A 14,097-nucleotide genomic window follows, 5' to 3' on the forward strand; every position below is an offset into this window, starting at 1 on the left:
GTTAAATATTTTTATCAAAGAAATTATCTAGTTTGCTCATCGCCTGATCGACATAACGAGGCACCCAATAGGTTTCGATATGCGTCGCGCCATCAATCAGGAACAGCTCTTTATTCTGCGTGCCGGTGGCCTTTTTGAATGCACTTTCGGTCATGTAGAGCGAATCTGCTTTTGTACCCGCCATCATCAGCAGCGGTTGATTGATTAAGTCCATATTGCTTTGCGCATCAAAACTCATCAAATCAAGTAGACTGCTCAGGGTATAGCGGAAGGTTGAATTTGGGTGTGCATGGGTTTTGCCGTAATACTCAAAGCCCTGACGATAGAGATCAAAGGGCAACTTGGCTATTTGCTCATCGGTTAATTGAGCATCGCCGGTATAGGTAATTTCACCGGTGGCGACTTCTTTTGCACGCGCATCCGAGGCTTGCTTCAGGCGCTCCTGAATGGTGGAAAGCTGGGAATCCTGATACCCGTTGCGGCGTACCAGTCCGGAGTCAAACATACTCAACGTCGCCAGCGCTTTAAACCGTTTGTCGGTCTGGGCGGCTTTCAATGAATAACCGCCGCCGCCACAGATACCCAGCAAGCCAATGCGAGTGTTGTCAACACCGGGATACTGACTAATGTAATCAGCCATGCCGTGAATATCTTCAATGCGATTGGCCGGTTTATCTACATTGCGCGGCATACCACCACTGGCTCCCTGGTAAGCAGCATCAGCGGTGATAGTGATATATCCGTGTTCAGCCAAACGCTGAGCATACAATCCGGCAACCTGCTCTTTAACACCACCATTAGGGTGGGCAACTACCACCGCAGGATATTTTTTTGCCGGGTCGTAGTTAGCCGGTGTGTAGACATTCGCAGCAATTTGAATGCCATGGAGATCATATTTCACCGGGTGGATATTGACCTTGCCCTTAACATTCTCGGTAATGGCACCGTCGTACACCAAAGTAAATGGATTCTGTTTGTAATCAGCGGCATGAACTGAAGTAATGCCGGCCATTGCCGTAAGTAGCATTGCATTTAACAAATTGAGTTTCATGGTCATCTCCCGAAATAAGTTATAGCCCGATGCGTGGGGCATCTATCGTGGGTATTGCAGGTTTAGCTTAAAGAGACGGGGCTGACAACATCATGACGGGCAAATAACAATTTTGTCAGTTAGCAAGACACGCGAAACTGACAGAAATGACAGGAAGTTGTCAGCAAGATGTTGGCGTGAGTAGGCTAACATCAGCGTGGCCGCGTATAGCAGACAAGTAACAGAGGAAATAGTGGATGCGACTGTTATTAGTGGAAGATGAAGAAAAAACCTCGTCCTATTTAAATCGGGCGCTGGGAGAATCGGGTTTTAGCGTAGATATATCGGCTGATGGTGCAGAGGGGCTACATTATGCGCTGGAATATGATTACGATGCCATAATCCTTGATGTCATGTTACCCGGCATGGATGGCTATCGGGTGCTGGAGGGTATTCGCGCCAGTAAACAAACGCCGGTGTTGATGCTTTCAGCTCGAGGCTCGGTGGATGAGCGTGTCAAAGGACTGCGTCTTGGTGCCGATGATTATCTGCCTAAACCCTTCTCACTCATTGAGTTAGTAGCCCGCATTCAAGCGCTGGTGCGTCGCCGCTCGACGGATGGCGCAGATATCACACAACTACAGATTCATGACCTACATCTGGATCTACTGGCTCGCCGCGTGTTTCGAGCCGGAACCCGGCTGGAACTGACCGCGAAAGAGTTTTCATTGCTCAGTCTGTTGGCGCGTCATCAAGGGGAAATCCTGTCAAAAATGATGATCGCCGAGCAAGTCTGGGATATGAATTTCGACAGCGACGCCAACGTGGTTGAGGTTGCGATTAAACGTCTGCGCGCCAAGATTGATGCACCATTTGAGGTCAAGTTACTGCATACCGTGCGTGGTATGGGCTATGTTCTTGAAGTCAGACCCGACACACTAAATTAAGTGAGGGAGAAACATATGTTCAGGCGTTCCATCTCCGTGCATATGGCGTTGATGTTTGCTTTATCCGCCTTACTGATTGTCTCGGCTATCGGTATTTTTCTGCGAAGCTCGCTGCACGACTCATTGCAAAAGCAGATGCATAACGAGCTGCTTTTTCGCGAATCATTGATGAGCCCATGGATCATTGCGCGAACCTCGTCAGAGGGCTGGTCAACATTGGCGAACAAATTCACCGTTTTAGCCAGCTCAGAGGGGGAACGGGTGCGCTATTGGATTGTCAGTGACAACCCCCGTTTTAGCGTAGGAGGCCCTCCACCAGCTGGCGTTGACTGGTCAGCGCTAAAAGAAGGCTTTAACAAGATACCCGGCACGTCCGAGGGAGTTTGTTCGTTGTTTCTGCTGGTAAAAACTATTCCAGCTAATGGAGAAAGGCCGACACTGCGCTATGTCGTGGCTATCGATTCCACACCTTACATGGGCACGCTGGATGCATTCACACGCACATTACTTATTATTACTGCCTTAGGCGTACTTATTGTTGCACTGCTGGGCTATGCCGTTTCCAGAATCGGTCTGCGCCCGGTAGGCGCATTGAGTCAGCAGGCACAACATCTGGCACCGGGAGATCACGGCCAACGACTGGATGCCAGCACATTACCGCAAGAGCTTCAGCAGTTGGCGACCTCATTCAATGGTGTGCTTGAGCGGCAGGAAATCGCCTGGCGGCAGCTTGAGAGCTTTAACGCCGATGTCGCCCATGAATTACGCACCCCCCTCACCAATCTGATAGGTCAAACACAACTGGGCCTGTCACGTCGGCGTTCGCCGGAGGAACTTGAGGAGCTACTGGGTTCAAATCTGGAAGAACTGGAGCGGATGACGTCCATCGTTAACGATATGCTGTTCTTGTCACACGCTCACGCCGGTGATCATGCCGCCCAGTTAACACGCGTCTCACTGCGCGAAGAAACGCTTAAAACGGCGGAATATGTTGAACCCTCGTTCGCTGAAAAACAGCTTTCCCTGAAAGTCGAAGGTGACGTGATTGCCCACATTGACCGGCGTTTGTTTCACCGATCACTGGCCAACCTACTGGAAAACAGCGCAAGGCATTCATCACCTGAAAGTACCATTACTGTGCAGTTAAGCAAAAGTGGTAATCAGGCCAGTGTTGCAGTATCAAACCCAGGTGACCCTATTGCAGCGACACATTTACATCGCCTGTTTGAGCGATTTTATCGGGTGGATTCTTCACGTACCAAAAGTGACACTCACCACGGCCTCGGGCTGTCGATTGTACGCGCCGTCGCGATTATGCATCGCGGTGATGTGTTTGCCCGCAGCGAGAACGGTATCAATACTTTTGGGCTGACGTTTGCACTATCTGCTGATGACCAACTATCTACTGACGACGAACTATCTACCGACGACGAACTATGCGCGGAACAAAACCAGCGTTCGGCAAAAGCACCTGAAAGTGCATTTTCAGCGTCAACTGACAACATTGTCAGGCAGCCGTCAGCCTGACGACATTTGACTCTGGTTAGAATCAAACCGACAAAGCATGAGCTTTTTTAACTAAAAGGACGCATTGCATGATCGGAAAAATCGGCTATCTCGGGCTATTAGTCCCGCTTATCACCTTTTCTGCTGTCACGTTGGCCCAAAGCAGCTCAGCGCAAATTACACCCGCCGGAAGCCAGAAAGCCATTTTTGGCGCTGAGGAAAACTTTACCGGCCGTGTACGTGTCGACCCCCTCTTTACTGCGGATAAAGAAATAGCCGTTTCCGCAGCTTACGTCACATTCGAACCAGGCGCCCGCTCGGCCTGGCACACCCACCCCGCCGGGCAGCGGCTTATCGTCACTTCCGGCGTTGGCTTGACTCAGGCGGAAGGTCAGCCAGTGCAGGTAATCCGAGCAGGTGATGTGGTGTCGTGCCCAGCAGGAGTTAAGCACTGGCATGGCGCAGCACCTGACAGCGCGATGACACATCTGGCAGTGACCGGGATCATTGATGGAAAGAGTGTTAATTGGATGGAGAAAGTGACCGATGAACAATACCACGCAGATTAAAGTTCTCACCGCAGCGGCTTTACTGGTTTTCAGCGTGAGTCTGACAGCACATGCCGCCCCCGTAACGACAGGAGCATCAGAAATGAATCAACAACAAACCATTTCCGACACGCTATCCGCGCGCCAACAAGCTATTCCCCTGATTGCGTCTTATATGGCCAGCAGCCAGATGGGAAAACTCAATGCGGCACTTAATCAAGGGCTGGATGCCGGTCTGACGGTCAATGAAGCTAAAGAAATCCTTGTTCAGCTCTACGCCTATACCGGTTTCCCTCGCAGTCTCAATGCATTGAATGAATTAATGAAAGTTGTTAATGACCGCAAGCAACGCGGTATTAACGATGTTCAAGGCAAAGAACCGGTTAGCCCGATTCCGGTCGGTGATGAACTCCGCCGTGTGGGAACAGCCAATCAGACCAAAATATCCGGCGCGCCGGTACAAGGCCCGGTTTTTGAATTTGCCCCAGTAATTAATCAATTCCTGCAAACACATTTATTTGGCGACATTTTTGCCCGTGACAATCTGGACTGGCAAAGTCGCGAACTGGCGACGGTCGGTGCGCTAGCCGCCACACCGGGTGTGGAAGCGCAATTGCTGTCACATACGCGAGCCAGTCTGCGTGTCGGGCTAACAGCAGCACAACTGCGCCAGCTTGCACAAGTGCTGCGTGAGCATGGTGAGGGCGATGCCGCAACACGGGTTGAACAGGCACTGCAACAAGCGTTGGCTACGGCAAAGTAAGCAATGACTTATTGGTTTGAGACTGCTTGTAGTTAAGTCATCAAGCTGAACAATTCAGATCATATCGACTCAAAACCGACATAGAGGAAGTCACCTTGAAGATACTGTTAAAAACACTGGTATTTTGCATGCTGGCAGGGGGCGTGACCGCCTCGTCAGTTTATGCGGAACCGTTGGTTATTCAGGAGCAAGGAAGTTTTTCTGTTGGTGGCACCGTCATGACGGCGGCAGGAGAATTCGACGCCAAAAAGCCACTGGATTCTGCCGGGCAGACTTATCATGGCGATCATGCTTATGTGTTTTATCAAATCCCAGAGAATCCGCATAAATATCCGTTAATTATGCTGCATGGTGCAGGGCAGTCTTCTCATACCTGGGAAAGCACACCAGATGGTCGCGAGGGCTTCCAGAATATATTTCTGCGGCGGGGGTTTTCGACCTATCTGGTGGATCAACCGCGTCGCGGCAAAGCAGGACGCACTACGGTTGAAGGAACAGTCACGCCCAAACCGGATGAACAGATGTGGTTCAATCAGTTCCGTGTCGGTGTCTGGCCGGACTATTTTAAAGACGTTCAGTTCTCTCACGATAAACAGGCGTTGAATCAGTATTTCCGTCAGATGACGCCCAACACCGGCCCTTTTGATCTCAACGTTATTTCCGATGCTATGTCGGCGCTGGTGGATAAAACCGGCCCGGCTATTCTTTTCACTCACTCTCAAGGCGGTGGGCCGGGCTGGTACACCGCTATGAAAAACAACAAGGTGAAAGCCATCGTTGCCTTTGAACCGGGCAGTAGCTTTGTCTTCCCGGAAAATGAATTACCTGCACCGATGCCAAGTGCGTTTGATACTCTGAAAGGCGAACCGGTGCCGTTAGATCAATTTATGGCACTCACAAAAATTCCTATTGTGATTTTTTACGGCGATAACATTCCGGATAAACCAACCGCCATGCCAGCACAAGATAGCTGGCGAGTACGTCTGGCAATGGCTCGCGAGTGGCGTGACGTGGTGAATAAACACGGTGGTGATGTTAGGGTCATCCATTTACCTGAAGTCGGTATTAAGGGCAACACGCACTTTCCTTTTTCTGATCTGAATAATGTCGAAATTGCCGATCAGGTCAGTCAGTTCCTGAAAGAAAAAGATTTGCAGTAACACTCAACAACGCAGGGTACATTCGCTAATTAATGAATCCGGCTCATTAAGCCTATCGAATTACGACCTATAATCAGATAAAAGACTCTGCGCTATGCTTATCTCAAGCACAATACTCAAGGATAACGTCATGCAAACAGTAAAACTGAACAATGGGATTGATATGCCCCTGTTGGGCTTTGGGGTCTTCCAGATGACGGACGCAACAGAATGCGAGCGCGCCGTGGTCGATGCCATTGAGACAGGCTACCGCCTGATTGATACAGCGGCTTCCTACCAGAATGAAACGCAGGTAGGGAATGCAATTAGGCAAAGTGGCATTGCGCGCGATGAACTGTTTATTACCACAAAATTGTGGTTGCAGGGTGCGAACTATGAAGGGGCGAAGGCACAGTTTGAACGCTCATTAAATCGCTTGCAGCTGGATTATGTTGATTTGTATCTGATTCACCAGCCCTATGGCGATGTGCATGGCGCATGGCGTGCGATGGAAGAATTGCATCAGGCGGGTAAAATCCGTGCCATTGGCGTCAGTAACTTTCAACCAGATCGCCTGGCAGACCTCATGGCATTTAACAAGATAGTTCCAGCAGTAAACCAGATTGAAGTGAACCCGTTCAATCAGCAACTGCATGCCGTGCCCTGGATGCAAAGTCGCGGTATTCAACCGGAAGCCTGGGCACCGTTTGCTGAAGGGAAAAACGGTCTGTTCCAACATCCGGTATTAACTGCAATCGGCGAGAAGTATGGCAAAAGCGTGGGACAGGTTGTCTTACGCTGGATTTTCCAGCGCGGTATTGTCTCGCTGGCTAAATCGGTGCGTAAAGAGCGGATGGTCGAAAATATCAACGTGCTGGACTTCGAGCTTAACCATGAGGAAATGCTCCAGATCACTGCTCTGGATACCGCGACCAGCGCCTTCTTCTCTCACCGTGACCCTGCCATGGTGGAATGGTTGACCGGCCGTAAACTCGATGTCTAATACAGTTAGTCAGCTCAGCATAATGCCTTAACTCACAATCAGCGACTCCAGTAAGGAGTCGCTGATGTTTTATTCAGAATATCTCGGCGGTCGTGCTATTTTCGCGTCATCCCATCCAACGTCTTATTTATAAATAATCACTTCACAGTTTTTTAATTTCGGTGACATAAGTGACTGCCACTGCATCGACAAAATTAGGTACGTCGATAAATGCAGCTTTTCCTATCGGGGAATCAAACGCAGCAACAGCATCTTCCAGCGAGTCGAACCATAATTCTGAAAAACCATCAATGGGTGAGTCTGGATATACACGTCGGTCGATTGGATTCAGTACGTAAGCACGAAGGCCGGGTAATTTAAGGGTGATAGCCGTGTGTATCTCCTTCCAGTATTCGACAAAATCGTCAAAGCTCTGATCTTTTTTCTTTGTCAGCAAACCTACATGTTTAAAGCCTTTAACTTCGGTCATGGTTATCTCCAGTATCCAGAGTGAGCGTTGTCGCCCCAAGGCGAAACATTAATTCTGGTGCATACTATGATTGATTCCATTTAGACTATAAATATGGTTTTGCTATCATCTTTATAGACATAAATTCTACAATTAAATACCCTGAAGAACGCTATCGTTATATTTTCTGATAATATCCGGCGGGTATTCCATTGAGAAAAACACCGTCAACGACCTGTAAAGGCTAGTGAATATATGAGAAAAACAGATCATCTCGGCGGTATTACTGCCTTTGTCACAACAGCTCAACACGGCAGTTTTACTGCGGCTGCGGAACGGCTCGGGCTAACAAAATCAGCGGTAGGAAAGAGTGTGAGTCGTCTGGAAGATCGGCTGGGGCTTAAACTTTTTCAGCGGTCGACACGAAGATTGAGTCTCACGCCTGATGGTGAAAAGTTTCTTGCCAGTTGTCAGAGTGCAATAGATATTCTGGAACTTGCTGAAGCAGAATTGACCGCTCATATTACCCACCCCGCCGGGCGCTTACGGGTAGATTTACCGGCTGCATTTGGCAGACAGCGTATCTTGCCTATTCTGCTTGATATTACCCGTCAGTATCCCGAACTGGCATTGACCGTGACATTCAGCGAGCGATTTGTTGATCCTATTGAAGAGGGTATTGATCTGGTTATACGTATCGGCGAACTCGCTGATAGTAGTGGTCTGGTTGCCCGCAGATTGACAACTCAAAAGCTGGTTATTTGCGCCTCAGCGGATTACCTCTTATCCCACACGGAGCCGGCCCAACCAGAAGAGTTGAGCCAGCATAAGTGTGTGGTTGGTTTTCGACGTAACCAACCTATATCCTGGTTACTCAAAGACAATACCGGACAAATTCTCCGTTATACCCCGACGCCAACACATGAGTTTGCTGATGGTGATGCGATGCTGGCCGCCACGCTGGCGGGATGTGGTCTATGTCAGTTACCGCTCTGGCTCGTCGGCAAATATTTGCAAAGGGGCGAATTAAAAGAAGTTCTTATCGGGCATTCCGGTGGTGAAATGCCCATCAGCGCGTTATGGCCGAAAAATCGTCAGTTACTGCCCAAAATCCGTTATGTAGTGGATGAGTTGGTCAGAGCCGCTGAAGCGGGATTACTGGACTGATTTTATTGATTATCCAATTGTGCTGAGTAGAACGGATAATCTGTATAACCAACTTCTGTGCCACCATAGAACGTAGCACGATCAGGTTCAGTTAATGGCCAGTCATTTTTCATTCTTTCCACCAAATCAGGGTTGGAAATGTAGGGCCGCCCGAAACCAATTAGATCAGCACATCCATCCTGTAGGTACTTTTCTGCCAGCTGTTTATCAAACCCACCAGCAATAATCAAAATACCTTGATATACGGCTCTGAATTTTTGAATGAATCCATCAGGAATAGCTTGCTGCCCCAGGGTTTGCTGATCACTGAGATGCACATACGCCAAAGAGCGAGCATTTAATTCCTCAGCAAGTTGTAGCCATGTCTGCTCCTCACCGTCAAAAGCGTGCATATCGAAAAGACGGCCAAAAGGTGCCAGACGGATGCCCGTTTTATCACTTCCGATCGCTTTTGATACAGCATCAGTCACTTCAAGAGTGAAGCGAATACGATTGCTATGGCTTTCACCACCATATTCATCATTGCGAGTATTCAGTCCACCATTAATAAACTGTTCCAACAGATAACCATTTGCAGCATGAATTTCAACACCATCAAAACCCGCCTCAATCGCATTCTCCGCCGCCACAACATAATCATTGATAATGGCTTTGATGCCATCAATCGTCAGAGCCTGTGGCATTGAAACGGGTACTTGACCCGGGTTGCCGTTTTGATCCAGCGCATAACAGTGACTATTCTCGGCTTTTACTGCGACGCTGCTGACCGGAGCAGCACCGTTATTTTGTAGACTAGTATGGGAAATGCGGCCGACATGCCACAATTGCAGGAAGATTTTTCCGCCTTTTTCATGCACAGCCTGAGTCGTTAAAGACCATCCCTTCACTTGCCCCTTACTGTAAATGCCTGGTGTAAACAGATAGCCCTGCCCCTGCACAGAAATTTGAGCACCTTCAGTGACAATTAACCCGGCAGATGCCCGTTGTGCGTAATATTCTGCCGTCAACTCATCTGCAATATCACCTTTTCTGGCTCTTGAGCGCGTCATCGGCGCCATAACGACGCGATTATTCAGAGTAATATTACCGACTTTAAGTGGTGTAAATAGCTTTTCCATTTTTACCTACCTGTATTCAGACGTTTTACCTATGTTCACTGTATGAGATATCAATGTGAATAGCGTTTTGTTCCGAATACTTGTTCCATAAACTCTACAATACTTTTAGAGTGATAAAGTTAAGTGAGACAAAAGATATGACTCAAGCCTATTAGCACCACTCATCTAAAGTGAATATTGACAGGATTTAGTATTACATCCCAGCATGACTCTAGTTATTTCGACAAAATACATTAAGTGTTATTTATTGAGAATAATCTTGATATGAATCAAGATTATTCTCGCACATATTAAGACCATTTTATTACCTGTCAAAAACAATCAAAAAAACACCTTTAATCTTATGATAACTACAGATTTAGCCGTGCTACTGTCAGCATGCTAAAAAATACACACTAATATTTTTCTAGCTAAATGAATAACGCTTGATATTCTGCCTTATTGAGTATCCAGGTATTTATTCAAAAAATATCACCGCTCATAAACATGAATTTCAAACCGTTTCAAAGGCGGTACGTCTCTTTTTGCAATGAGTGATATGACATCATCTCATTACGTTTAATTTTTTGAGGTTTTATGGACAAAACATTATTGGCCGGAGCAATTAGTCTGTCTTTGGTCACATTACCTGCTCAGGTATTGGCTTTTACGCCAATTGTAGAGGGAATAACTGTCAACAATGAAGTCGTCAATACTGGCGGACAAATTGTGCGTAACGGTGGCGTCATTAATAATGGACGGGTTTACGGGAACACCAATAATGGCATGGTTACAAGATCTGCTATTGCTGTTACCAACGGGAGCAGTGCCGGTACAGCAAATAATACGACAGTGGATGATGGCGGTTGGTTACAGGTTACCGATGCTTTTGCAACCGGTACTCTGGTTAATCAGGGCGGAATGCTTGACGTTAAAACAGCGGGGATCGTAACAGATAGCCAGATTAATGATGGCGGCCTTATGACTCTGGGACTCAATAGCCAGTCGAAAGGTTACCTCAATATCGCGGCAGGTGCGGAACTTTTTATTACTAATAACGATACCTATACCAGTGATGTGACCACCCACAATCCCGCCCTACCCGCCAATGTCTCCATCGAAAACCTCAGTGTGGCTGGCCTGGTCGAGATTGGCCCTTCCTGGATAGGCGCGACTGTAGTACCTGTTTCCCCGCCTGCAACCTTGGGGCCGGTGCTGGTTACCCGAATCAACAACGTGACGATGCAAGGGGGGGATATCAACCTGATGCCCTATTCTGCAGGCGGACAATTTAACCGGCTGGAAATAGAAAATTTGTCAGGTCAGGGTAACTTTACGATGACAACCCAGCTTGCCAGCAGCGCCGGAGATTTTATTACGGTGTCGCACCAAGCGACTGGCCAATTTGGTATTACCGTTCAGGACAGCGGTAAAGAGCCGCTATCCCCCAACAGCCTGGCATTAGTACATGTTAATAGCGGTAATGCTCAGTTCCGCTTACTTAATGCCGGTGGAGTGGTAGATTTAGGCGTTTACCAATATGGGCTATATGGTCAGGAAAGCAATGGCACCACCGACTGGTATTTAGCGACTAACACAGCGGGTCTCCCCGGAACAACTCTGAATCTGGCGGCCCCTGTACTCAGCTCTGCGGCGCAAGGTGTGTTGAATATGGCAGCAGCACCACGACATATTCTGAATGCGGAACTGAGTACCTTACGCCAGCGCCAGGGCGAATTGAAAACAGATGCTGATGGAACTGTCGGTGTATGGGCGCGTTATCTTACTGATGACAGCCGATTGTCTGACAATAAAAATGTTTCTTTCAAGAATACCTTGAACGGTATGGAGATCGGAGCAGATAAGCAATTGGGGTTGAGTCGGGGTAATATGCTGGTCGGGGTATTTACTGGCTACAGTTCATCCGATGTTAAAGCCACTCATAGCGCAGGAGCCAATGGGGATATTCGCAGTTACAGTGGTGGCCTCTATCTGACCTATCTGGATCAAAGTGGGCTCTATATTGATACGGTATTGAAAGCTAACCGTTTTAATAATGAATTAAATACTCAAGGCGCGCGAGCGGAATACAGTCAAAATGCCCTTACCGCTTCGCTGGAAAGTGGTTATCAATTGCCTGTTTATACCAATCTGGTGCTGGAACCGTATGGCAAAGTGAGTTATTCACGCATTAGTAGCGCAGATTATACTCTTAGCAACGGTATGGCAGCAGATGTGGCTAAAGCGGATAGTGTGCAAGGTGAGTTAGGGACAATATTGGCGTCCTCTTATACCCTGAATCAAATAGCGATAAAACCATACATTAAACTGGCTATTGCTCGTGAGTTTATCAAGACCAATACAGTCGCCATTAATAATATTGGCTTCGATAATGATTTCTCCGGTAATGTCGGGAAATATGGCATGGGCATCGATGCCACTGTTGCCAATAACACCTCAATTTTTGCCGAAGTGGATTATCTTAATGGTTCAAAAATTGAAACACCGGTAACGGCTAATATCGGATTTCGTCTGCGGTTCTAATTTATTCCAGCCCCTCTTCTGAGGGGCATTTATTGTCCTCAATCAACTTTCTATATATCCCCAAATTATTTTGAGTCTCAGAGAGCAGCTAAAGAAACATACAAATAACGGGAATCCCATGCCATTTTTCAAGCCGGGGTTCCACTATCAGTACTTCAGTAAATGGGGGGGATGGGAAAGTATAGAAATGGTACAGAGGTATGCACACCTTGCGCCACGTCATTTGAGTGCTCACGCCAGGCAAATTGATAGCATTTTTGAGAACGGTATCAATACATTTGGGCTGACGTTTGCTAAACAGCTTGATGCTATCTGAACAGAAAGACTGATTTCAGAGACAAAATCGGGACGCCAACTCTCTAAGCCTTCTGACAAAATTGTCAGAGAGCCGTCAGTCTGATGTCAGCCTACCTGCGCCAGAATTACTGCTAAGACTAACCACTGCTGATTGAAGGAATGAAACAGTGAGAATAAAAAAGGTATTTAGCGGGTTTCTGGCGATGATTATCATGGGGCTTCTGGGACACCCCGCGTTCGCATCAGAGGATTCATCCACACAATCTCGCACGCTGATTATCTATTTTTCCCAGCCCGAGGAAATGAAACCTGATGCCGTAGACGGTTTTTCCGGGGCCAGCGTATTACAAAAAAACACGCCGAAGACCGGCAGCACTCAGTTTGTTGCGCAGCTAATTCAAGAGCAGACTCACGGCGATCTGTTTCGCATTGAAACCGCCACTCCCTACCCTCGCCAGCATGATGCACTTTTACGCGTTGCCGAAAAGGAACAGCAAACTAAAGCCAGGCCCTCACTAAAAACGCCGCTCCCCGACCTGAGCGATTACGATATCATTTACGTTGGTTATCCCATCTGGTGGTATACCATGCCAATGGTGATATATAGCCTCTTTGAGCAAAATGACTTTGCCGGTAAAACGGTCATTCCCTTTACCACCCATGGAGGCAGCCGTTTAGCCGACTCTCTGCGAGAAATTGCCCGCATGCAACCACAGGCCAAATTAGTCACTCGTGCGCTCTCGATCTCACGCAATGATATTTCAGGCCCTGACGTACCCGCGCAGGTTGAGCAATGGGTAAAACAAGTCCAGCCACAGCGTTAATCCATCGACATGAAGAAAATTTATATTTTCCAGGTCATGCAGGATACGCTGATGACTTTACTTCTACTGGTACTGATGGGGTTTCACCTTCACGGTGAAATCGTACATGAATGGGCGGGTATTATTTTTACGCTGCTCATCATTTTGCATTTATACCTTAACAGGCATCGCTTGTGGTCACTGTCGCCAAATATTCCTTTAACGATGCAAATAGTTAACAGAGTCATTAATGCAGTGACATTCGTTATCATCCTGACCGCTATTGTCTCTGGCATGATGCTGTCCCGTCATATCCTTCTGGAGCTGCCGTTCCACAACCCGGCGAGCTGGGTCAGAAAAGTACACATGACGTCGGTCCACTGGGGAATGCTCATTCTGGCGCTACATATCGGGTTGCACTGGAAAATGCTGGCAACGTTTCTCTGCCGGATCCTGAACATCCCCGGCAACTCACACTTTGCAAATGTCATTATGCCGGGGATTTTTTCGATAATCGCATTACTGGGATTGTACTGGTTACTGAACCAGGACTATCTCGATTATTTGCTGATGAAGGTAGATTTTTCCTTTTTCGATTACGATGAATCTGCCCTTCTTTTTTATTTACGCTACCTATCCATTATTGTTTTATTTTCATTAATTACGCGCTTTTTACTTTGGTTTCTTATTTTTAGAAAATGTAAAGCGATGTCGCCACAATAGGGGTTAACTGACAGAATTGTCAGGCTGGCGTCAGTCTGACGACATGTCATCCTTATTAGAATCATTGCAAATCCTCCCCTTC

At 47.5% G+C, this 14,097-nt stretch carries 13 protein-coding genes and 1 pseudogene; 11 read left to right on the top strand and 3 right to left on the bottom strand.

Annotated features, from left to right (window positions below; genetic code table 11):
- Position 1 precedes the first annotated feature (1 nt).
- Positions 2 to 1,027 (bottom strand): alpha/beta hydrolase, encoded by a 1,026-nt coding sequence (locus FTB31_RS14570; RefSeq protein WP_400189380.1) that lies wholly within the window; start codon positions 1,025 to 1,027, stop codon positions 2 to 4.
- A gap of 260 nt (positions 1,028 to 1,287) precedes the next feature.
- Here FTB31_RS14570 and FTB31_RS14575 point away from each other — a divergent pair, with 260 nt between their 5' ends.
- The 6 genes from FTB31_RS14575 (at position 1,288) to FTB31_RS14600 (ending at position 6,936) form a co-directional block, all read left to right on the top strand.
- Complete coding sequence (locus FTB31_RS14575) at positions 1,288 to 1,977, top strand: heavy metal response regulator transcription factor (protein WP_077174461.1); 690 nt, start codon at positions 1,288 to 1,290, stop codon at positions 1,975 to 1,977.
- A 15-nt stretch (positions 1,978 to 1,992) separates the two neighbouring features.
- A complete protein-coding gene (locus FTB31_RS14580; RefSeq protein ID WP_077293531.1) occupies positions 1,993 to 3,504 on the top strand; it encodes a heavy metal sensor histidine kinase in 1,512 nt (503 codons plus the stop codon).
- A 68-nt stretch (positions 3,505 to 3,572) separates the two neighbouring features.
- Positions 3,573 to 4,052 carry a (R)-mandelonitrile lyase gene (locus FTB31_RS14585; RefSeq protein ID WP_077174463.1) on the top strand — a complete coding sequence of 160 codons (480 nt, stop codon included), beginning with the start codon at positions 3,573 to 3,575 and terminating at the stop codon, positions 4,050 to 4,052.
- Complete coding sequence (locus FTB31_RS14590) at positions 4,030 to 4,794, top strand: carboxymuconolactone decarboxylase family protein (protein ID WP_227719814.1); 765 nt, start codon at positions 4,030 to 4,032, stop codon at positions 4,792 to 4,794. The genes FTB31_RS14585 and FTB31_RS14590 overlap by 23 nt, the downstream gene beginning before the upstream one ends.
- A 95-nt stretch (positions 4,795 to 4,889) precedes the next feature.
- The gene (locus FTB31_RS14595; protein ID WP_227719815.1) at positions 4,890 to 5,954 is read left to right on the top strand and encodes an alpha/beta hydrolase; all 1,065 of its coding nucleotides are present in this window, start codon (positions 4,890 to 4,892) and stop codon (positions 5,952 to 5,954) included.
- 130 nt (positions 5,955 to 6,084) lie between these two features.
- A complete protein-coding gene (locus FTB31_RS14600) occupies positions 6,085 to 6,936 on the top strand; it encodes an aldo/keto reductase (protein WP_077174466.1) in 852 nt (283 codons plus the stop codon).
- Positions 6,937 to 7,078: 142 nt separating this feature from the next.
- Here the strand turns inward: FTB31_RS14600 and FTB31_RS14605 are convergent, their stop codons facing one another.
- On the bottom strand, positions 7,079 to 7,405 hold the full coding sequence (locus FTB31_RS14605; RefSeq protein ID WP_077174467.1) for an EthD family reductase: 327 nt from the start codon (positions 7,403 to 7,405) through the stop codon (positions 7,079 to 7,081).
- Between the two features lie 234 nt (positions 7,406 to 7,639).
- On the opposite strand from FTB31_RS14605, the gene FTB31_RS14610 reads away from it, so the two are divergent.
- Positions 7,640 to 8,551, top strand: a complete 912-nt coding sequence (locus FTB31_RS14610; RefSeq protein WP_227719816.1) for a LysR family transcriptional regulator — start codon at positions 7,640 to 7,642, stop codon at positions 8,549 to 8,551.
- Between the two features lie 2 nt (positions 8,552 to 8,553).
- On the opposite strand, the gene FTB31_RS14615 is transcribed toward FTB31_RS14610, so the two are convergent.
- Complete coding sequence (locus tag FTB31_RS14615; RefSeq protein WP_077174469.1) at positions 8,554 to 9,669, bottom strand: alkene reductase; 1,116 nt, start codon at positions 9,667 to 9,669, stop codon at positions 8,554 to 8,556.
- A gap of 576 nt (positions 9,670 to 10,245) precedes the next feature.
- Between FTB31_RS14615 and FTB31_RS14620 the strand changes: the two genes are divergently transcribed.
- The 4 genes and pseudogenes from FTB31_RS14620 to FTB31_RS14635 all read left to right on the top strand — a co-directional run bounded on the left by FTB31_RS14620 (position 10,246) and on the right by FTB31_RS14635 (position 14,015).
- A complete protein-coding gene (locus tag FTB31_RS14620; protein WP_227719817.1) occupies positions 10,246 to 12,192 on the top strand; it encodes an autotransporter outer membrane beta-barrel domain-containing protein in 1,947 nt (648 codons plus the stop codon).
- Positions 12,193 to 12,315: 123 nt separating this feature from the next.
- Positions 12,316 to 12,508 (top strand): annotated as a pseudogene (locus tag FTB31_RS14625) (tyrosine-type recombinase/integrase); the annotation flags it as partial.
- A 184-nt stretch (positions 12,509 to 12,692) separates the two neighbouring features.
- The gene (locus tag FTB31_RS14630) at positions 12,693 to 13,313 is read left to right on the top strand and encodes a flavodoxin (RefSeq protein WP_407083970.1); all 621 of its coding nucleotides are present in this window, start codon (positions 12,693 to 12,695) and stop codon (positions 13,311 to 13,313) included.
- Between the two features lie 51 nt (positions 13,314 to 13,364).
- Positions 13,365 to 14,015 (top strand): DUF4405 domain-containing protein, encoded by a 651-nt coding sequence (locus tag FTB31_RS14635; protein ID WP_077174608.1) that lies wholly within the window; start codon positions 13,365 to 13,367, stop codon positions 14,013 to 14,015.
- Positions 14,016 to 14,097 lie beyond the last annotated feature (82 nt).

Origin of the sequence: Yersinia proxima, assembly GCF_902170785.1 — a bacterium.
Taxonomy (GTDB): domain Bacteria; phylum Pseudomonadota; class Gammaproteobacteria; order Enterobacterales; family Enterobacteriaceae; genus Yersinia; species Yersinia proxima.

Bases quoted from the DNA above. Each gene is read 5' to 3' on its own strand.
- FTB31_RS14570 (WP_400189380.1), bottom strand. From the start codon at position 1,027: ATGCTACTTACGGCAATGGCCGGCATTACTTCAGTTCATGCCGCTGAT.
- FTB31_RS14635 (WP_077174608.1), top strand. From the start codon at position 13,365: ATGACTTTACTTCTACTGGTACTGATGGGGTTTCACCTTCACGGTGAA.
- FTB31_RS14600 (WP_077174466.1), top strand. From the start codon at position 6,085: ATGCAAACAGTAAAACTGAACAATGGGATTGATATGCCCCTGTTGGGC.
- FTB31_RS14615 (WP_077174469.1), bottom strand. From the start codon at position 9,669: ATGGAAAAGCTATTTACACCACTTAAAGTCGGTAATATTACTCTGAAT.
- FTB31_RS14585 (WP_077174463.1), top strand. From the start codon at position 3,573: ATGATCGGAAAAATCGGCTATCTCGGGCTATTAGTCCCGCTTATCACC.
- FTB31_RS14580 (WP_077293531.1), top strand. From the start codon at position 1,993: ATGTTCAGGCGTTCCATCTCCGTGCATATGGCGTTGATGTTTGCTTTA.
- FTB31_RS14605 (WP_077174467.1), bottom strand. From the start codon at position 7,405: ATGACCGAAGTTAAAGGCTTTAAACATGTAGGTTTGCTGACAAAGAAA.
- FTB31_RS14620 (WP_227719817.1), top strand. From the start codon at position 10,246: ATGGACAAAACATTATTGGCCGGAGCAATTAGTCTGTCTTTGGTCACA.
- FTB31_RS14630 (WP_407083970.1), top strand. From the start codon at position 12,693: ATGATTATCATGGGGCTTCTGGGACACCCCGCGTTCGCATCAGAGGAT.
- FTB31_RS14575 (WP_077174461.1), top strand. From the start codon at position 1,288: ATGCGACTGTTATTAGTGGAAGATGAAGAAAAAACCTCGTCCTATTTA.
- FTB31_RS14610 (WP_227719816.1), top strand. From the start codon at position 7,640: ATGAGAAAAACAGATCATCTCGGCGGTATTACTGCCTTTGTCACAACA.
- FTB31_RS14590 (WP_227719814.1), top strand. From the start codon at position 4,030: ATGAACAATACCACGCAGATTAAAGTTCTCACCGCAGCGGCTTTACTG.